The following is a 17833-nucleotide window of genomic DNA, read 5'->3' as shown; positions in this document are numbered from 1 at the left end:
CGCCTACCGGAAGGGAAAGGTCGATGTTCAAGCCAGTGCGACTCGTGCGGAGCCAGCGCCGCAGGTGGGGGTGGACGTACCGATGACCGTGTGCGTGGACGTGGCAAGCCCCGGCGTCCAGGATCCGGCGCAAGCGCCCGCCCGGCCAGCGGCGGGAATCCCCAGGATCGCCGGTATTGGAACCGCGGTGGGCGGGAGCGCCTATTCCCAGGAGGACGTGCTCGAAGAATTCGGCATCAACGACGCCAAGGTCCGATCCGTCTTCCTGAACAGCGCCATTCAGCGGCGCTTTCTCACGCTTCCCGAGCCCGGCGCCGACGGGGTCCGCGTCCAGGAGACGCAGGGGGAACTGCTCGGCAAGCACAAGAGGCTCGCGGTCGACATGGGGGCGCGGGCCATCGACGCGTGCCTGAAGGACATCGGCGCCACGCTCGACGACGTCAAGCACCTGTGCTGCGTCACCTCGACCGGTTTTCTCACGCCCGGCCTGAGCGCCCTGCTGATCCGCGAGACGGGCATCCCGCCGTCTTGCGCCAGGGCCGACATCGTGGGCATGGGCTGCAACGCCGGGCTGAACGCGCTCGGCGTGATGGCCGCGTGGTCCGCGGCGCATCCCGGCGAGCTCGCCGTCATGGTGTGCGCCGAGGCCTGCTCCGCCGCCTACGTCTTCGACTCGACGATGCGGACCGCGGTCGTGAACAGCCTGTTCGGCGACGGCGCGGCCGCCATAGCGCTCGTCAGCGAACCCCAGACCGCGGGCCAGGCCACCGGCCCCGGCGACCTCGCCGACGCCCTGCCGGACCCCGCCGCCGGAGGCCCGCGGCTCATCTCGTTCGCCAGCCACATCATCACCGACGCGCTCGAAGCGATGCGTTACGACTGGGACGACGTCCAGGGGAAGTTCAGCTTCTTCCTCGACCCGGCCATCCCGTACGTCGTGGGCGCCAACGCCGAACTCGTCGTCGACCGGCTGCTGTCGGGTGCCGGGCTGCGCCGCAGCGACGTCCGGCACTGGCTGATCCATTCGGGCGGCAAGAAGGTCATCGACGCGGTCCGCATCAACCTGGGCCTGACCCGCCATGACGTCCGGCACACGAGCAGCGTCCTGCGGGACTACGGCAACCTGTCGAGCGGCTCCTTTCTCTTCTCTTACCAGCGGCTGGTCCGCGAGGGCGTCACCCTGCCAGGCGATTACGGAGTGCTGATGACCATGGGCCCTGGATCGACGATCGAGACGGCGCTGGTCCAGTGGTGACCCCGGAGACGGACGACCTGGTCATCCGCGTCGACGGCGCGCGTCCCCTGTCGGCCGAGCTGGTCGCGGCCTTCGAGGCCGTGTGCGACCGCGCCGAGGACCGCACCGGCCGCAACGCGGTCATCCTGCACGTGTCGGGCGCCCCGGAGGATCCCGCGGACGAGGACATCACCGTCGCCCTGGTGAGCAAGTGGGAACGCGCGCTGCGCCGCTTCGAGCGGCTCCCGGCCGCCACGATCGCGGTCGCGTCGGGCGAGTGCGGCGGCGTCGCGCTGGAGGCGCTCCTCGCCACCGACTACCGCATCGGGACCGCGTCGCTGCGCCTGCTCATGCCCAGGCGGGCGTGGGCGACCTGGCCCGGCATGGTGCTGTACCGGATCGTCCGGCAGGCGGGCGCGGCCGCGTCCCGCCGGGCGGTGCTGCTCGGCGTGCCCATCCCGGCCGCCGACGCGGTGGCGATGCGCCTGGTCGACGAGCTGACCACGGACGCCGACACGGCCCTGACGGCGGCGACGGAGCTGGCCGAGGCGATTCCCGGCGCGGAGCTGGCGATCAGGCGGCAGCTGATGCACGACGCGTCGGCGGTCAGCTTCGAGGAGGCGCTGGGCGCTCACCTGGCGGCCTGCGACCGCGCGCTGCGCCTGTCCGCCGCGTCCGCCGCCGAGAGCGGCCGGTGAGCGGGGCGGGGGCGCCGTCCGCGGTGCGCGACGATCCTCAGGCCGTCCGGCAGGCCGTCCGCGCCCCGGACCTCGCCGACGCCCGGGAGGCGCTGGCCGCCGCGGCGCGCCGCACCGACGAGCTGCTCGCGGCCCTGCCCGAACCCGGGCGGCGGTCGCCGGAGCAGCGGGAGGCCGCAGAAGCCGCGAAGGACGGCGCCCGCGCGCTGCGCTGCCTGTTCATGGACGCCCACGCCGACGCCGTCTACGCCGAGCTCACCGGCGGCCGCACGCGCCACCGCCGCCTGGCGGAGCTCGCCGAGGCCGCCGCGAGCGCCTTTCCCGGGCTGGTGCCGTCCGCCGACCGGCTCGCCGCCGAGCGCGTCCGGCCGCAGGCCGCCAAAGAGGGGCACGAGATCGACCAGGGCATCTTCTTCAGCCGTGTGCTGCGGTCGCCGACGGCGGGCCCGCACCTGCTCGACGCGATGCGACGGCCGACGCCGCGCGCGCTTCGGCTGCTGCCGGACTTCATCGGGTCCGGCGAGGCCGACCTCGGGTCGGTGCGGCTGGAACGCACCGGCGGCGTCGCGCGGCTGACGATGTGCAGGGACGACTGCCTGAACGCGGAGGACCCGCGCCAGGTCGAGGACATGGAGACCGCCGTCGACCTCGCGCTGCTCGACCCGGGCGTGCGGGTCGGCCTGCTGCGCGGCGGGGAGATGACCCATCCCCGCTACCGCGGCAGGCGGGTGTTCAGCGCCGGCATCAACCTCAAGGCGCTGCACGCCGGCGGCATCTCGCTGGTCGACTTCCTCCTGCGGCGCGAGCTCGGCTACATCCACAAGCTGCTCCGCGGCGTCCTGGCCGAGGACGGCGCGCCCGTCATGGGCGCCTGGCACTCGCCGTCGATCGAGAAGCCGTGGGTCGCCGTGGTCGACGGCTTCGCCATCGGCGGGGGCGCGCAGCTGCTGCTCGTCTTCGACCAGGTGATCGCCGCGTCGGACGCCTTCCTCAGCCTTCCCGCCGCCGACGAGGGCATCGTCCCCGGCGCCGCCAACCTCCGGCTGCCCCGGCAGGCCGGGACGCGGGTGTCCCGCCAGGTCATCCTGGCCGGACGCAGGATCCACGCGACCGAACCGGACGCCCGGCTGCTGGTCGACGAGGTCGCGGAGCCCGACGATCTGGACGCGGCCGCCGAAAGGTGCCTCGCCCGCATGCAGAGCCCGGCGGTCGTCGCCAACCGGCGGATGCTGACCCTTGCGGAGGAGTCTCCCGAGGAATTCCTCCGGTACATGGCGGAATTCGCACTCCAGCAGTCGTTGCGGCTTTACAGCGACGACGTGATAGGCAAGGCGGGCCGCTTCCAGGCGAAGAAGGCGGGCCGGGGGTGAAGCGGGCCGCGGCCGGCCGACACCATTGATCCGACCACGACGACGCCTCCGTGACCTGGGCGGACGGGAGTTTCCCGCACTTCCTGCCGTCAAGGTCGCGGGGGCGCTTCGTGCATTCCGCAGGCGAGCGGGACGGCCGGCGCAGACCCGGCCGCTTCGGTCTCGCCGGGTTCAACTGTGGCCACGCCGCAGTTGAACGACCGGCGTTGAATAAATGTGCCGCGAATTGGATAGTGGGGACGTCCTGACCCGGGAATGGGAGGTTGCCATGCGTACCGTGAGTTTTGACTTCGATTCGCCGGAAGCGCGCTTCAAGGTGCTCGTCAACCAGGAGGAGCAGTACTCGCTCTGGCCGGCCGACCTGGACGTGCCGGGCGGCTGGACGGAGACCGGTGTTTGCGCCTCAAAGGACGAGTGCGACAAATACCTGGAGGCCACCTGGACCGACATGCGACCCAAGAGCCTGCGTCTAGCGCTCGACGGCGAATAGTCCGCCCCCGCCATGCCACATGTCTTCACGAATGGCATCCGGCTCGCCTACGAGCGGAACGGGCGGGGCGAGCGCGTCCTCATGATCATGGGGTCCTCGGCCGCCGGCCGGGTCTGGACCATGCATCAGACGCCCGCCCTGGCCGACGCCGGGTACCAGGCGATCACCTTCGACAACCGCGGGATCCCGCCGTCGGACGTCCCGCCCGGGAAGTACTCGCTGGCCGACCTGGTCGACGACACCAGGGGCGTGATCGAGGCGCTGGCCCTCGCGCCGTGCCGGATCGTCGGGGCCTCGCTGGGCGCGCTGATCGCGCAGGAGCTGGCCATCGGCTCGCCCGAGCTGGTCAGGTGCGCCGTGCTCATCGCGACGAAGGCGCGGTCGGACGAGATCCGGAACGCCCAGGCCAAGGCCGAGCAGGCGCTCGCGGAGAGCGGCCTCACGCTCCCGCCGGACTACGAGGCGGCGATGGCGGCGATGCAGATGCTGTCGCCCGCGACGCTGAACGACGACGGGTCGGTCCCGCTGTGGCTGGACACGCTCCGGCTCTCGCCGAGCACCGCCATCGGCCGCGGCCAGATCTGGATCGACACCAGCCGGGACCGCAGGGCGGCGCTCCGCGACGTGACCGCCCCCTGCCGGGTGATCGCCTTCGAGGACGACCTGGTCACCCCGCCGCACCTGGCCGCCGAAGTGGCCGACGCCATTCCGGACTGCGATTACGTCGAGATCCCGGAGTGCGGCCACTTCGGGTACCTGGAGCACCCGGACGAGGTCAATTCGGCGATCATCGAGTTCCTTGACAAGAACTGACGGTGAACCACGAGAACTGACGGTGAACCATTCGCCATGCGTCACGACGGGATTGGTCCGGTCATCGGGAATTGTTCTCCGGTGCTGAACTGGGGGTGCGTCGACAATGTCCAGCGCGGTCGGTGACTCCGTCACCCCGGCAGCGGGGACGGCGGCGGGGCCGGCGTCGGGGTACGCCGACCGTCCCTTTCGCCGGGGCTACACGACACCGCCGCAGGAGCGCCCGGCCATCGCCGCCGCCCACACGACCAGGCTGTGGCTGTCCACCGCACTGGCCCTGCTGGACCAGGCCGTCATCGTCACGATCGTCATCGCCGGTGCCTGGCCGGTCCTCTGGACCGGCTGGCACATCGTGGCCGGGCTCGCTGCGGCCGGGTTCGGCGCGGCGCTGCTGGGACGGCAGTTCCGGGCCCTGGAGAACATGGCCCACGAGGCGTCCCACTACAACTGGACGCGTCACCACCGCCGCCTCAACGACCTGCTGGCCACCGTGCTCGCCGGCGTCCCGACCGGGGCGCGGCTCGACGTCTACCGCGCGTCGCATCTGCGGCACCACCGGCGCTTCGGCACCCGCGAGGATCCCGATCTGGCCAACTATCGGCAGCTCGGGCTGGAGGACCTGGACCGGCGGAGCGTCCTGGCGTTCGCGCGCGACGCGCTCGGCCTGATGCCGACGTACCGGCGCCGGTGGAAGGAGACGTCGAAGGGGACGGGAAACCTCCCCGTCATGCCGCTCGTCTGGGCGGTCGCGCTGGTGATCGTCCCGGCGCGGCTCGTCTGGGGGAGCTGGACGGCGGCCCTGGTCGCGGCGGCGATCTGGCTCGCCGGCTACGGCGTCATGCTGCCGGTCGTCCGTTTTCTCGGCGAAAGCAACGAGCACATCTACACCGGTTCGCACACCGTGTTCGATTCGACCATCTCCAATCTTGGCCTGATGCAGCGTCTGCTCATCCATCCGCACGGCGACGGATATCACACGGTGCATCATCTGTGGCCTGGCGTTCCGCACCACCGGATCCGGAGCCTGCACCGGAAACTGCTGGTGGTCGATCCGGACGGATATGCCGCGCGGCTGCGATACCGGAAGAGGTTCCTTTCCACGCCCGTCCGGGGGCTTCCACCGGAAGGGCGCGGAGGGCTGCAAAATCCCGGCCTGAACTGAGTTCTTGACGTTATGTGCGCGGTTCTCTGGCCTTCGGGACGACCAGGCCCGTCTCGTAGGCGAGGATGACGGCCTGCGTCCTGTCGCGTAGCCCCAGCTTCGCCAGGACCCGGCTGACGTGCGTCTTCACCGTCTCCTCGGTGATCACGAGCCGGGCGGCGATCTCCGCGTTGGACAGGCCGTCCGCCACCAGCCGCAGCACCTGCGTCTCGCGGACGGTGAGCGCGTCGAGCTCGGGGGCGGGCTCGTCCGGCTCCTGCGGGCGGAGCCGGGTGAACTCGGCGATCAGCCGGCGCGTGACGTTCGGCGCGAGCAGCGCCTCGCCGTTCGCGACGACCCGCACGGCCTCGAAGAGGCTCTCGGCGGTGACGTCCTTGAGCAGGAAGCCGCTGGCGCCGGCGCAGAGCGCGTCGTAGACGTAGTGGTCCAGGTCGAACGTCGTCAGGATGAGGACGCGCGCGGTCTCCGACTTCTCGCCGGTGAGCCGGCGGGTGGCCGTGATGCCGTCCATGCCGGGCATGCGCACGTCCATCAGCACGACATCGGGGGACAGGTCCGTGCACACCTGGATCGCCTGCGACCCGTCGGACGCGGTGCCGACGACCGTGAAGTCGGGCTGGGTGTCGAGCAGCGCGGCGAATCCGGTGCGGACGACGAGATGGTCGTCGGCGACGACGATCCGGATCTCCCGCGGCGAGCTGGTCATCGATCGTCCACCATCCCGGCGTTCACGACGCTGTCCGAACCGAGCGGGGCCTGGTCCACCTTGGTCGGCAGCGACGCCTCGATGAGGAAGCCGCCGCCCGGCGCGGGGCCCGAGCTGAGATGGCCGCCGACCGCGGCGGCGCGCTCGCGCATCCCCATCAGCCCGTGCCCCGGGCTGGACGGCTCCGCGGGCGGCCCAGGCCCGTTGTCGCGGATACGCAGGCGCAACGCGTCCTCCGCGTACTCCACCTCGACGTCGACCGCGGCGCCCGGCGCGTGCCGCCGCGCGTTCGTCAGGGCCTCCTGGACGATGCGGAACGCGGCCAGCTCGATGCCCGAATCGAGCGCCACGGGCCCGCCGCGCATGATCAGCCTCGTTCCCGCGCCGTTGGTGTCCCTGGCGCCGTCGAGCAGGTCGTTGAGCTGCCGCAGGCTCGGCTGCGGGCGGCGGTCCTCGGCGTCGTCGGCCTCGGTGTCCTCCCGGAGGACGCCGAGCAGCCGCCGCATCTCGGTCAGCCCGGCCCGCGCGGCGTCGCCGATCTCGGACAGCCGCTGCGCCCCGGCGGCCGGCATGCCGGGCGTCGCCAGCCGGGCCGTCTCCGCCTGCACCGCGATCATGGAGATATGGTGCGCGACGACGTCGTGCAGCTCGCGGGCGATGCGCGCCCGCTCGCCCCGGGCCGTGTGCTCCAGCAGGCGGCCCATGATGGCCTGCCGCGCCGCCCCGTGCTGCTCGGCGTCGATCTGCGCGCGCTGGGTGGAGCCCGCCCATGCCGCGACCGGCGCGAGCGAGGCCAGCATCAGGGTGAGCACCTCGACCTCCTCCGCCGGGTCGTTGAACAGCGCCAGCAGGAGGAAGGCGACGGCCGCGGCCGGGGTGAGCAGCAGCGCGCCGCTGTGCCGCGGGCCCGTCCGGCCGAGCCGGTAGAAGACGATCAGGTTGGCGCAGAGAGCCGCCACGGTCAGCGTCCGGAAGCCCGCCAGGGACAGGACGGTGACGGCGGAGATGCCCGCCGCGGCGGCGCCCGGCGTCAGGAAGGTCAGCGGGAGCGTGCCGGCCAGCCCGAGCAGGCAGAACACCAGGGCGTAGGACAGGCTCCAGCCGGAGATCGCGGCCCGCCCGACGGCCTCGGCCGTCGCGGCCCCGCCCAGCAGCACGCCCGTCACGGTCGGGGCCTGCGCGACCGCCCCGATCCGCCGTCCCTTCTCCGCCCAGCCGCCTCTCGTCAGGCCCATGCGCTCATTGTGCCTGTTTCGGCCCTGGGACGTCCGGAGTCGGCCGGTGCGGCGGCCCCGGTGGCGAGGCGGATGCGCGGCGCGGTCCGCCTTCGTCGCGCCGGTCCGCCTTCGGCGTGCCATCGTCGCCGTTCATGGGGGATAAGCGGCGTATTCATCTCGCCGTCCACAGGCCGCGGCCGTTCTTTTGCGACGATCGTTCGAGTATCGGGGCAGTGGCCCTTTAATCGATCGTGCCCTAGGGTTTTATTCGCGAGGATAGAACTGTGTTCGAGTGGACGCTCGGCAGTTTAACTGGAGGTGGGACGGTGGACCGAACCTCGGCGCGCGGCGTCGCCTCGGTTCTGCGGAATAACCTCAAGCCCACACCCACGGTGACCGCCGCCTTCGAGTACCGCGGCCTGCGCCGCGAGTTTCTGCTCAAACTCGAAGGAGAGAATGTCACCGGCTCGATCAAGGATCGCACGGCAATCGGCCTGATCCTCATGCTCGAACGCGAAAAGCCGCTCACTCCGGGCACCGTCGTCATCGAATCGACATCGGGCAACCTCGGCATCGCGATGGCGTCGCTGCTCCGGCAGATCGACTGCCGCAGCATCGCGGTCATCGATCCGCGGACGCCGGCCGCGACGCGCGAGCGGCTGAGCCTGCTGGGGGCGGAGATCGTCCTGATCGACGAGCCGGACCAGTACGGCGGGTACCTGATCAGCCGCCTGCGGGAGGTCGAGCGCCAGCTGGAGCGCAATCCCGGCTACCGCTGGCCCGACCAGTACCGCAACCACGCCAACCCCCGGATCCACGAGCAGACGACCGGCCGGGAGATCGCCGAGCAGGGCGGCCCGGCCTGCGACGGCGTCTACGTCGCCGTCTCCACCGGGGGCACGCTCGCCGGCGTGTCGGCGTACCTGCGCCGCCACCGTCCCGACATGCGCATCGTGGCGGTCGACGCGACGGGGTCGCAGGCGATCACCGACGGCACGGGCCGGCGGCTGGTGCCCGGCATCGGGTCCAGCCTGCGGTCGAGCTTCCTCGGCGAGGGCGTCTACGACGACTTCGCGGCGATCGGCGCGGCGGAGTCGTTCGCGATGTGCCGGGTGCTGCGGGACGACGTCGGACTCGCCGTCGGCGGTTCGAGCGGCAGCGTGCTCCACGCGATGGTGACGGGGGCGGAACGGCGGGGGACCATGTTCCCGCTGTGCCTGTGCCCCGACGACGGCTCCAAGTACCTGGACGCCTTCTACGCGGACCGCTGGCTGTCGGACATCGGCCTGCTCGACGAGACGACCGCGGTGATCGAGCGCCTCCGAGCCGACGGGCTGCGCTTCACCCTGGAGCGGCGCGAAGCCCATGTCGTGCCGGAACCGGCCCCGCACTACTTCGAGAGCTGACCGCTCACCCGGGATGTGCCGTCCCGACAGGTCGGACATCGTGGTCAGAAGCAATTCCGTCGTCCCGCCCGCTGTGGCCAGACCATATGAATCCCCCACCCGCAGTGCAATAGCACAGCATCGCTCCTCAGGCAGTTGAGTGGTGTTCGACTGATGCGGAGCCGCAGTTGAAAGGCTGAGCATGGAGTCCCTGGTAGCGACCGTTCTCGCCGATATCACGTTGGTCTTCGTGCTTTCTTCGGTGCTCGCCGCGGTGGCGCGGCGATTCGAGCAGCCGGCCGTGATAGGGCAGATACTCACCGGGGTGCTGCTGGGGCCGAGCGTGCTCGGCCGATTGCCGGGCGACCTTTCCGGACATCTGTTCCCCGAGCACGTTCTTCCGTATCTCAACGTGCTGGCCCAGGTGGCCGTCGTCATTTTCATGTTCTCCGTCGGCTACGAGATCGAGTTCAGGGCGCTGCGCGGGCACGGCCGGGCGGTGCCGCTGATCGCCGCCGGCGCGCTCATCGTGCCGATGAGCCTGGGAATGCTCTGCGTGCTGCTCTTCGAGCCGTCCTTCGCCGCCATCGGCGAGGACGATCAGGGCCGGTCGTTCGTGCTGTTCATGGGGGTGGCGACGTCCATCACGGCGCTGCCCGTCCTCGCCGCGATCGTCCGCGAGCGCAACCTGGCCGGGACCGTCTCCGGTACCGTCGCGACCGGCGCCGCCGCGATCATGGACGTGCTGGCGTGGCTGACGCTGGCCGCCGCGCTGATCGGCACGGGCCACTCGGGCGAGCTGTCCTGGCCGGTCAGGCTGCTGCTGATCGCGTTGTTCCTGGCCGTCATGCTGGCCGTGGTGCGCCCCCTACTGGCCTGGTGGAGCGGCCGCAGCCAGTCCATCCTGCGCAACCAGCTGCCGATCGCGTTCGCGCTGGCCATGGGCACCGCGTGGGCCACCGCCAAACTCGGGCTGCATCCGGTGTTCGGCGGCCTCCTGGCCGGCGTGGTCATGCGCGGGAAGGGCAGCACGCCCGACCCGGACGTCCTCCGCACCATGGACCAGGCCGGGAGCCTGCTGCTCCCGCTGTTCTTCGTCGTCACCGGGTTCTCGCTGACCATCGACGCCGTGCACGGGCACGGCCTGCTCCTGCTCGCGGTGATCACCGCGATCGCCTGCGCGGGCAAGTTCGGGCCCGCCTACTCGATCTCCCGGCTCAGCGGGCTGGACTCCCGGCAGTCGGCCACCGTCGCCACGCTGGTGAACACGCGAGGGCTGACCGAACTGATCGCGCTCAATGTGGGACTAGAGGCCGGCATCATCGGCGAGCGCCTGTTCACCACCCTCGTCCTGATGGCATTGTTGACGACGCTCATGACAGGACCGCTGCTCGCCTTGATAAAGCCGTTGAAGACGGAGCGGACCGAGGCGGCCGAGCGATTGACGAGCTCCTAAGGAGACGACGGAGATATGGCCGGACCCTCGGTGGCGGTTCCGAACCTCGTGGACCCGAAGAGCTATGTCGACCGGGACATGTTCGAGGTCTGGCGGACGCTCCGCGCCCAGGATCCCGTGCACTGGCACGCGGCGACGTCCGAGGGCCCCGGATTCTGGGTGCTCAGCAAGTACGAGGACATTGTCCGGGTGCTGAAGGACGACGCCAATTTCACGTCCGAAAAAGGCAACATCCTGGAGACCATGCTCAAGGGCGGCGACATGGGCGCCGGCAGCATGCTCGCGGTCAGCGACGGCAGTTATCACACGAGCCTGCGCAAAGTCCTGCTGGAGGCGTTCTCCCCGCGCGCGGTGGCGAAGGTCGCCCGGCATGTGCGCCGGATCGCGAAGGACCTGGTGGTGGAGGCGGCGGAGAAGGGGGAATGCGACTTCGCCCGCGATATCGCGTCCGCCATTCCGCTCGAAACGATCTGCGACCTTCTCGACATCCCGCAGGGGGACCGCCAGGAGGTCGCCAAGCTCACCAAGTCCGCGCTGGCGTCGGACTACGAGCACCCGGACGCGCACGCCGACGTGGCCGCGCGCAGCGCCATCGTCGTCTACTTCCAGAACCTCGTGGCGGAGCGGCGCAGATCCCCGGGCGCCGACCCCATCAGCCTCATGGCGACCGCGGAGGTCGAGGGCAGGCGGCTCCAGGACCTCGACATCGTGCTCAACTGCTACAGCCTCATCATGGGCGGGGACGAGACCAGCCGGCTGTCGATGATCGGGGCCGTCCGGGCGTTCGTCCAGAACCCCGGCCAGTGGAAGACGCTCAAGAGCCGCGATGTGTCCGTCGACGTGGCGGGCGAAGAGGTGCTGCGCTGGACCACGCCCGCCATGCACTTCGGACGGGTCGCCACCGCCGACGTCGGCCTGCGCGACGACCGCGTCATCAAGGCGGGCGACCTCGTGACCCTGTGGCTGATCTCCGGCAACCGCGACGAGGCCGTGTTCCAGGACCCCGACCGGTTCGACATCGCCCGCACGCCGAACCGGCATCTGGCGCTGGGATACGGACGCCATTTCTGCCTCGGCGCGTCGCTGGGGAGGATCGAGATCCGCGCGATGCTGGACGCGCTGCGCGTCTTCGTCGGCGAGATCCGCCAGACCGGGCCCGAGCGCTGGATCTATTCCAATTTCCTCACCGGCATGAGCAGCCTCCCGGTGGCGCTGGAAAGGGACCCGTCCCCTGCCGTGAGCTGGGAAGAATAGGGGCCGGGGGCCTCCGCGCTCTATTGCCGGAACACGCTGTTACCGGAATTTGGTCCGCAGCGGCAGGCTGACGACTCCGGCTATCTCGTTCGAGGCGAGGTGCACGGGCTTCTCGGCGAGCTCGAACGACTCGATGGCGGCGCACAGCTCCGTGAATGAGTTCCGCAGCATCAGCCGGGCCAGATGGCTTCCCAGGCAGGTGTGCGGGCCCGTCCCGAACGCGATGTGCCGGTTCGGCGTCCGCTCGAAGTCGAGCTCGTACGGCCGGTCGAACGCCCGCTCGTCACGGTTCGCGGACGCGATCCACGCGGTGACCGCCTCGCCCGCCGCGATCTTCTGGCCGGCGATCTCGGTGTCGTGGCGGGCGCGCCGCATGAAGTGCGTCACCGGGGAGGCCCAGCGCAGCGCCTCCTCGACGGCCGCGGGCGTCGGCATCGCGTCCGGCCAGTAGCCCTCCCCGCCGTGCTGCTCCGTCAGCGCGATGATCGTCGCGTTGATGACGTGCGACGTCGTGACCACGGCGCCGAGCAGCAGGCTCAGGCAGTTGGACAGGAGCTCCTGGTCCGTCATCCGCCGCCCGGCGATGTCGATCGACATCAGGAAGCTGATCAGGTCATCGGACCGGTTCTTGCGCCGGTGCGCGATGCATTTGCCGAAATAGCCCATGATCTCGTAATGGGCCGACGACGCCGTGGGCTTCGCCGCGCCGCGGGTGCTGTAACGGGGATCGTCCGGGGCGAGCGACGCGTACGCCAGCTTGAGCAACGGGTCGATGTCTTCGTCCGGCAAACCCATGAGCATGGCGCAGACGGCCATCGGCAACCGCACGAACGTGGACGCCACGTCCCACACTTCGCCGTCGCGCGCCGGTTCCAATGACTGCTTGATAAAAGACTGCACAAAGTCCGAGTAGCCGGGGACGGCGCGCGGGGAGAACGGCTTGGAGAACTGCTCGCGGAACTTCCGGTGCTGGGGCGGGTCCGTCGACTGCATCATCAGCCCGGCGGCCGGGTCCGGCGCGTCGATCATGGCGAGTGCGGTGCCGCCCTCCGAGCTGAACGTCTCGTAGTCGCTCAGTACGCGGTAGACGTCCTCCCGCCGCGTCACGGCCCAGAACCCGATGCCGCTCTCCAGCACCTGGTGGAAAACGGGGCGTTCCGCCCGAAGCGTCTGCCAGACGAGGTGCGCGTCACCCTTGATATAGAGATCGGTGTCGGCCAGATCGATGTCGTCGAGCGGAATGCGCATGTCCTCGGCCGGCCTGGTTATCCTCATGGGACTCCTTTCCCTGAATGCGTGTCCAATGCGAACGCGGTCTCCGCGGAGGGGCGGGAGAGACGAGGACGGCTTGGCCGGCGCGGGCCAAGCCGTCCTCGGCGTCTCCAGGGCGTCCGGCGGCGGGGGCTCCGGTGGCGGGGGCTCCGGCGTTTCCTCTGGCGCAGGCCGCTCGCGCGCGTCAGGCGGGCCGCGACCAGCTCAAACCGTCGGGCGAGGAGATCAGGCCGCCCTCGAAGAACGGGGTCTCCGGGCCGGCGTCCGCGCCGAGCTGGAGGCGGACCTGCTCCTTGGCGCCCTGCTCCATCGCGCGCTTGACGACCGATGACCGCATCAGCGGCAGGATGCTCTGCTCCTTGCTCTCGGCGAGCTGGTCCACCGCCTCCGCGAACTCGCTGGACTTGCTCTTGTAGCGCTTTGTCAGCGTTTCCGCCGTCGCCAGGTTCGACTCACCGGACGACACCCCGCCGACGAGGCTGACGAACGATTCCAGGTCGGTGCTGGTGCTGTCGGTGACCTTCTTGGCGGACCAGAAATAGGAGTTCTCGTTCACGTGCATGTCGTAGAAGGACACGAGGAACTCGTAGAACGCGCCGTATTCGCTGCGGTACCGCTCCTCGAACTCGCGGAACGCGGCGTCCTCGTCGACCGTCCCGGAGAGGACGCTGTTGATGGACCGCGCGGCGAGCAGCGCACCATAGGTGGCCAGATGGACGCCCGAGGAGAAGATCGGGTCGACGAAGCACGCCGCGTCGCCGATGAGCGCCATTCCGGGACGCCAGAACTTCGTGTTCGCGTAGGAGTAGTCCTTGCGCACCCGGAGCTGCCCGTACTGGCCTTCGGTGACCCGCGTGGCGTCCTTGAGGTATTCGGTGATCATCGGGCATTCGGCGATGAGCGCGGAAAGCGCCTCTTCGGGATCGCCCTGGATCTTGTCGGCGAGTTCCCGCCGGACGACCGCGCCGACGCTGGTGAGCGTCGGGCTGAGCGGGATGTACCAGAACCAGCCGCTGTCGAACGCGGCGCAGAGGATATTGCCCGAGTTCGGCTCCGGCAGCCGCTTTCCGCCCTCGAAATAGCCGAAGAGCGCGAGGCTGCGGAAGAACTCCGAGTACTGCCGCGTCGCGCCGGCCTTCCGGTAGATGCGGCTGCCGTTGCCGGAGGCGTCCACCACGTATTTCGCGCGGATCGTTCCCGCATTTCCCCCGGCGCCGGTGTAGGTGACGCCGCTGATCCGGCCGTCCTCCTCGATGACGTCGGCGACGGCGTGCTCCTCGCGGACGTCCACGCCCGTGTGCCGCGCGTGGTCGAGCAGGATCTGGTCGAACTTGCTCCGCTCGACCTGGTAGGCATGCGACGTCTCGCTCGTTATCCTCGGCGACACCGAGAAGGAGAACGTCCACGGCTCGGGGTTCGCGCCCCACCGCATCGTCCCGCCGCGTTTCTTGGTGAACCCGGCTTTGGCGAGTTGGTCGGCGACGCCCGTGAGGCGGCAGATGCCGTGGACGGTCGACGGGAGCAGCGATTCGCCGATCTGGTACCGCGGGAACTTCTCCTTTTCGAGCAGCACGACGTTGTGCCCGCGCATGGCGATCAGCGTCGCCAGCGTGGAACCGCCAGGCCCGCCGCCGACGACGACGACGTCGGCTTCTTCGCTAAGGCCGTCTTTGCTCATCTGCTCCATCTCGCTTCCTGGCGGAGTAGCACGCGAGCCTGAAATAGTGCACAGGCCTCCCGGCATGAAGTCACTGCACTATGACAGCTGAGAACATCGCTAACAAGGCGGGCTGACCTGGCGTTCAGGCCATGCGTTCAACCGGTGAATCTCGCCGGTTGAACGCGTACGGTTCCGGGATTCGCGGCTAACGTCGGCTGACGTCCTCGATGGGGAAGCGCTGTTGCCGTACAGTCTGGCTCGCGTCGAATAGTCCCGGACGGCGGGCACTTCTGGAGGGTTCTGGTGAAGAAGTACTGCAAAGCATATTCGCTGGGTGAACTGCGAAAGTTCCCGGGCTGGGCCGGCGGCGCGGCGCCGGAAGAGCACGACATCGCCGACGACCAGCCGGTCTTTCTGTCCGATGAGCTCACGGTGCTGATCAGCCCGGTCGGCAAGGACAAGGACAAGCGGCTCTTCACCGACGTGACTCCCGAATGGCGGGAGTTCTGCGAGACGGTGCTGAAGTTCGAGATCCCGGAGGATCTGGCCTTCGCCTACGCCGAATCGGAACAGAGCTGAGCGATCGGAACAGAGCTGAGCGAAGGGCGGCGGAACGTCGCCCGCGGGAGGATAACCCATGGACGAACTGACCAAGCGCCTGTCCACCGAGCAGCCGGTGAAGGTGGGCGGCCCGAATCCCTCGCTGGAGGAGTTCCGGACCCGCCTCGAAGACATCGGCACGGTGTTCATCAAGTTCACCGAGACGCGTGGCGGCACCGATCTCGGCATCCGGCTCGACCGTTCGGCCACCGACACCAGCGGAGCCGATTTCGGGCAGGGCACCGGCAGCGTGCACGTCGAGGGGACGCTGATCCTCAATGACGACCCCGTGCGCTGCATCGCAGATATCGAACTCGCCGGACTCAAGGGCGTCGGGCGGCTCGTGGTCGTAGCAGAAGCCGAAGTCGCCGTCGACTGAGTGGCGCCGGAAAAGTAAAGGAGCACCGAGATGGATGAGCCGAAGTTCCTTCGCTCGAACGTGATCATAGAGCCGCTCGTCGACCGGTTTTACGCGTGGATGCACAACGTGGCTCCGGTCCAGTCGGCGATGAACCTGGCATTCCTTCAGGTGCCGCTGCTCGAGTCGTATCTGCAGTCTCCGCAGGTGCACATCAACGCGAGCGTCAATCCGGAACTGCGGGGCGGGTTCTTCGTCAACATCCCGGAGGACCGCAGCGGCGAGGTGCGCGAGCTGCTGGCCTCGATCCGGCGCGACCGGGCCGAGCAGCTCCGGTTCGCCGAGGCGATCGCCGAGGCCGACGAGCTCGTCGGCCAGGAGGCGACCGGGTTCGACCTGACGCCGCTGTACCCGAAGCTGCCGCCGGAGCTCGCCGGGCTGGTGGAGCTCGCCTACGACACCAGCAACCAGGCGTCGATCCGGTTCATGGAGCCGGTGCTCTACGAGAGCAGCGTCTACTCCGAGGACCGCCAGTCGGTGCAGCTGTCGATCGAGACGGGCGTCGAGCGCCCCTTCATCCTCAGCACGCCGCGGCTGCCGGGCCCCGACGTCATCGACCTGCCGATCCCGTTCCGCCACCAGGGCATCGCCGACCTGTTCCAGGCCCGGACGGAGCCGACCACGCTGGGCGCGCTGCGCGAGGCGCTGGAGCTCGGCGACGTCGAGGCGAAGCAGCTCAGCGGGCTCCTGACGGACGCCCCCGACCTGTCCCCCGACCGGCACATCGAGAGCGGCGGCCGGATCCGCTACTTCGGGCACGCCTGCCTCGTCATGCAGACGCCCGAGGCCACGGTCATCACCGACCCGTGGGTCAGCGCCGACAGCACGGCGACCGGCCGGTACACCTACCGTGACCTGCCCGACCACATCGACCTGGCGCTGATCACCCACGGTCACCAGGACCACATCGTGCTGGAGACGCTGCTGGCGCTCCGCAGCAGGATCGACGCCGTCGTCGTGCCGCGGTCGTCGCGGGGCAACATCTGCGACCCGTCGCTCGCGCTCTATCTGGAGCGCGTCGGCATGAACGTCATCGAGGTGGACGACTTCTCCGAGGTGCAGTTCCCCGGCGGGAAGGTGACCGCGGCGCCGTTCCTGGGCGAGCACGCCGACCTCGACATCCGCGCCAAGTCGACGTACTTCGTCGAGCTCGGCGGGCGGCGGATCTACATCGGCGCGGACTCGTCCGGCATCGAGCCCGGGCTCTACCGCCACATGCGCAACCACGTCGGCGAGACCGACGTGGCGTTCCTGGGCATGGAGTGCGCCGGGGCCCCGCTGACCTGGCTGTACCAGGCGCTGCTCGTCCGGCCGGTGAGCAAGAAGATGAGCGACTCGCGGACGCTCTCCGGTTCCAACGCGGCCCAGGCGGGCGCGATCGTCAAGGAGCTGGGCGCCGACGAGGCCTACATCTACGCGATGGGCGAGGAGCAGTGGCTCGTCGGCCACGTCATGGCGACGTCGTACAACGAGGACTCCTTCCAGCTGAAGCAGGTGGAGGAGTTCATGACCTGGTGCGCCGCGCAGGGCGTCAAGGCCGACCACCTCTACGGCCAGCAGGAATGGCGCTGGTGAGATGACCACCAGGGCGCGCGGCCACTGATCATGGATCTGGCCGACAGCTTTGTCCGGGGGATGCGGCGGCTGGCGAGCGGCGTGTGCGTCGTCACCGCCACCGCGGCCGACGGCACGCGGTGCGGCCTGACCGCCACGGCGGTCTCGTCGCTGTCGCTGCATCCTCCGTCGCTGGTGGTCGGCGTGAGCCGGCAGACCTGGCTGGGGCAGGTGATCGTGGACGCGCCCGCCTTCGCGGTCAACATCCTCGGCACCCAGCACCGCCGGGTCGCCGAGGTGTTCGCCGGGCGGGTGGACGGCGTCCGCGGAACCTCCCGGTTCGACCACGGCGACTGGCTGAGCGCGGACGGCGTCCCGGTTCTCGCCGACGCCCCCGCGCGCGTCGTCTGCAAGGTCGACGACATCGTCGAGCGGGCGACCCATCTGCTGCTGATCGGCGCGGTCACCGACGTGCACGTGTCCGACGACGACTGCGATCTGCTGGTCTATTTCTCCCAGAATTTCGCTGCCATTGGTAAATAGG

At 69.7% G+C, this 17833-nt stretch carries 17 protein-coding genes; 13 read left to right on the top strand and 4 right to left on the bottom strand.

Going from position 1 to position 17833, the window contains the following annotated elements; genetic code table 11:
• Positions 1-187: 187 nt before the first annotated feature.
• The 6 genes from dpgA (at position 188) to ACH34T_RS02250 (ending at position 5767) form a co-directional block, all read left to right on the top strand.
• Entirely contained in the window at positions 188-1255 is a 1068-nt protein-coding gene (dpgA, locus tag ACH34T_RS02275; protein ID WP_395990216.1) for a 3,5-dihydroxyphenylacetyl-CoA synthase DpgA, read from the top strand.
• Positions 1252-1932: an enoyl-CoA-hydratase DpgB gene (gene dpgB, locus ACH34T_RS02270; RefSeq protein WP_395990215.1), complete on the top strand. Its 681-nt coding sequence runs from the start codon at positions 1252-1254 to the stop codon at positions 1930-1932. The genes dpgA and dpgB overlap by 4 nt, the downstream gene beginning before the upstream one ends.
• Positions 1929-3302 (top strand): (3,5-dihydroxyphenyl)acetyl-CoA 1,2-dioxygenase DpgC, encoded by a 1374-nt coding sequence (gene dpgC, locus ACH34T_RS02265; RefSeq protein WP_395990214.1) that lies wholly within the window; start codon positions 1929-1931, stop codon positions 3300-3302. Before dpgB ends, dpgC begins: the two co-directional genes overlap by 4 nt.
• A gap of 277 nt (positions 3303-3579) precedes the next feature.
• Positions 3580-3792 carry an MbtH family protein gene (locus ACH34T_RS02260; protein WP_395990213.1) on the top strand — a complete coding sequence of 71 codons (213 nt, stop codon included), beginning with the start codon at positions 3580-3582 and terminating at the stop codon, positions 3790-3792.
• Between the two features lie 12 nt (positions 3793-3804).
• On the top strand, positions 3805-4605 hold the full coding sequence (locus ACH34T_RS02255) for an alpha/beta fold hydrolase (protein ID WP_395990212.1): 801 nt from the start codon (positions 3805-3807) through the stop codon (positions 4603-4605).
• 106 nt (positions 4606-4711) lie between these two features.
• Positions 4712-5767: a fatty acid desaturase gene (locus ACH34T_RS02250; RefSeq protein WP_395990211.1), complete on the top strand. Its 1056-nt coding sequence runs from the start codon at positions 4712-4714 to the stop codon at positions 5765-5767.
• Between the two features lie 10 nt (positions 5768-5777).
• Here the strand turns inward: ACH34T_RS02250 and ACH34T_RS02245 are convergent, their stop codons facing one another.
• Together ACH34T_RS02245 and ACH34T_RS02240 are read right to left on the bottom strand one after the other, a co-directional pair.
• Positions 5778-6473: a response regulator gene (locus tag ACH34T_RS02245; RefSeq protein ID WP_395990210.1), complete on the bottom strand. Its 696-nt coding sequence runs from the start codon at positions 6471-6473 to the stop codon at positions 5778-5780.
• Positions 6470-7708, bottom strand: a complete 1239-nt coding sequence (locus tag ACH34T_RS02240) for a sensor histidine kinase (protein WP_395990209.1) — start codon at positions 7706-7708, stop codon at positions 6470-6472. The genes ACH34T_RS02245 and ACH34T_RS02240 overlap by 4 nt, the downstream gene beginning before the upstream one ends.
• A gap of 308 nt (positions 7709-8016) precedes the next feature.
• Here ACH34T_RS02240 and ACH34T_RS02235 point away from each other — a divergent pair, with 308 nt between their 5' ends.
• The 3 genes from ACH34T_RS02235 to ACH34T_RS02225 all read left to right on the top strand — a co-directional run bounded on the left by ACH34T_RS02235 (position 8017) and on the right by ACH34T_RS02225 (position 11785).
• Positions 8017-9096, top strand: coding sequence for a pyridoxal-phosphate dependent enzyme (locus ACH34T_RS02235; RefSeq protein WP_395990208.1), 1080 nt, complete (start codon positions 8017-8019; stop codon positions 9094-9096).
• Positions 9097-9325: 229 nt separating this feature from the next.
• Positions 9326-10531 carry a cation:proton antiporter gene (locus ACH34T_RS02230; protein WP_395990207.1) on the top strand — a complete coding sequence of 402 codons (1206 nt, stop codon included), beginning with the start codon at positions 9326-9328 and terminating at the stop codon, positions 10529-10531.
• Between the two features lie 15 nt (positions 10532-10546).
• On the top strand, positions 10547-11785 hold the full coding sequence (locus ACH34T_RS02225; RefSeq protein ID WP_395990206.1) for a cytochrome P450: 1239 nt from the start codon (positions 10547-10549) through the stop codon (positions 11783-11785).
• Between the two features lie 39 nt (positions 11786-11824).
• On the opposite strand, the gene ACH34T_RS02220 is transcribed toward ACH34T_RS02225, so the two are convergent.
• Entirely contained in the window at positions 11825-13060 is a 1236-nt protein-coding gene (locus ACH34T_RS02220) for a cytochrome P450 (protein ID WP_395990205.1), read from the bottom strand.
• A gap of 181 nt (positions 13061-13241) precedes the next feature.
• Positions 13242-14735 (bottom strand): tryptophan 7-halogenase, encoded by a 1494-nt coding sequence (locus ACH34T_RS02215; protein WP_395990204.1) that lies wholly within the window; start codon positions 14733-14735, stop codon positions 13242-13244.
• A gap of 285 nt (positions 14736-15020) precedes the next feature.
• On the opposite strand from ACH34T_RS02215, the gene ACH34T_RS02210 reads away from it, so the two are divergent.
• Genes ACH34T_RS02210 through ACH34T_RS02195 form a run of 4 tightly spaced genes read left to right on the top strand, consistent with a single transcriptional unit; the run spans position 15021 to position 17832 of the window.
• Positions 15021-15296: a hypothetical protein gene (locus tag ACH34T_RS02210; RefSeq protein WP_395990203.1), complete on the top strand. Its 276-nt coding sequence runs from the start codon at positions 15021-15023 to the stop codon at positions 15294-15296.
• A gap of 58 nt (positions 15297-15354) precedes the next feature.
• The gene (locus ACH34T_RS02205; protein WP_395990202.1) at positions 15355-15696 is read left to right on the top strand and encodes a hypothetical protein; all 342 of its coding nucleotides are present in this window, start codon (positions 15355-15357) and stop codon (positions 15694-15696) included.
• Positions 15697-15726: 30 nt separating this feature from the next.
• Positions 15727-17310 (top strand): MBL fold metallo-hydrolase, encoded by a 1584-nt coding sequence (locus ACH34T_RS02200; protein WP_395990201.1) that lies wholly within the window; start codon positions 15727-15729, stop codon positions 17308-17310.
• Between the two features lie 30 nt (positions 17311-17340).
• Positions 17341-17832: a flavin reductase family protein gene (locus ACH34T_RS02195; RefSeq protein WP_395990200.1), complete on the top strand. Its 492-nt coding sequence runs from the start codon at positions 17341-17343 to the stop codon at positions 17830-17832.
• Position 17833: the final 1 nt, after the last annotated feature.

The sequence above is a fragment of the Actinomadura sp. 9N215 genome (assembly GCF_044326345.1).
In the GTDB taxonomy this organism is placed as follows: Bacteria; Actinomycetota; Actinomycetes; order Streptosporangiales; family Streptosporangiaceae; genus Spirillospora.
The sequence above is the reverse complement of the archived record's forward strand: the minus strand, read 5'-3'. Positions and strand labels throughout refer to the sequence as shown.

What these genes read in the sequence shown, in the direction of transcription:
- ACH34T_RS02255 (WP_395990212.1), top strand. Translation starts at nt 3,805, where the DNA reads ATGCCACATGTCTTCACGAATGGCATCCGGCTCGCCTACGAGCGGAAC.
- ACH34T_RS02250 (WP_395990211.1), top strand. Translation starts at nt 4,712, where the DNA reads ATGTCCAGCGCGGTCGGTGACTCCGTCACCCCGGCAGCGGGGACGGCG.
- ACH34T_RS02245 (WP_395990210.1), bottom strand. Translation starts at nt 6,473, where the DNA reads ATGACCAGCTCGCCGCGGGAGATCCGGATCGTCGTCGCCGACGACCAT.
- ACH34T_RS02240 (WP_395990209.1), bottom strand. Translation starts at nt 7,708, where the DNA reads ATGGGCCTGACGAGAGGCGGCTGGGCGGAGAAGGGACGGCGGATCGGG.
- ACH34T_RS02225 (WP_395990206.1), top strand. Translation starts at nt 10,547, where the DNA reads ATGGCCGGACCCTCGGTGGCGGTTCCGAACCTCGTGGACCCGAAGAGC.
- ACH34T_RS02220 (WP_395990205.1), bottom strand. Translation starts at nt 13,060, where the DNA reads ATGAGGATAACCAGGCCGGCCGAGGACATGCGCATTCCGCTCGACGAC.
- ACH34T_RS02215 (WP_395990204.1), bottom strand. Translation starts at nt 14,735, where the DNA reads ATGAGCAAAGACGGCCTTAGCGAAGAAGCCGACGTCGTCGTCGTCGGC.
- ACH34T_RS02205 (WP_395990202.1), top strand. Translation starts at nt 15,355, where the DNA reads ATGGACGAACTGACCAAGCGCCTGTCCACCGAGCAGCCGGTGAAGGTG.
- ACH34T_RS02200 (WP_395990201.1), top strand. Translation starts at nt 15,727, where the DNA reads ATGGATGAGCCGAAGTTCCTTCGCTCGAACGTGATCATAGAGCCGCTC.
- ACH34T_RS02195 (WP_395990200.1), top strand. Translation starts at nt 17,341, where the DNA reads ATGGATCTGGCCGACAGCTTTGTCCGGGGGATGCGGCGGCTGGCGAGC.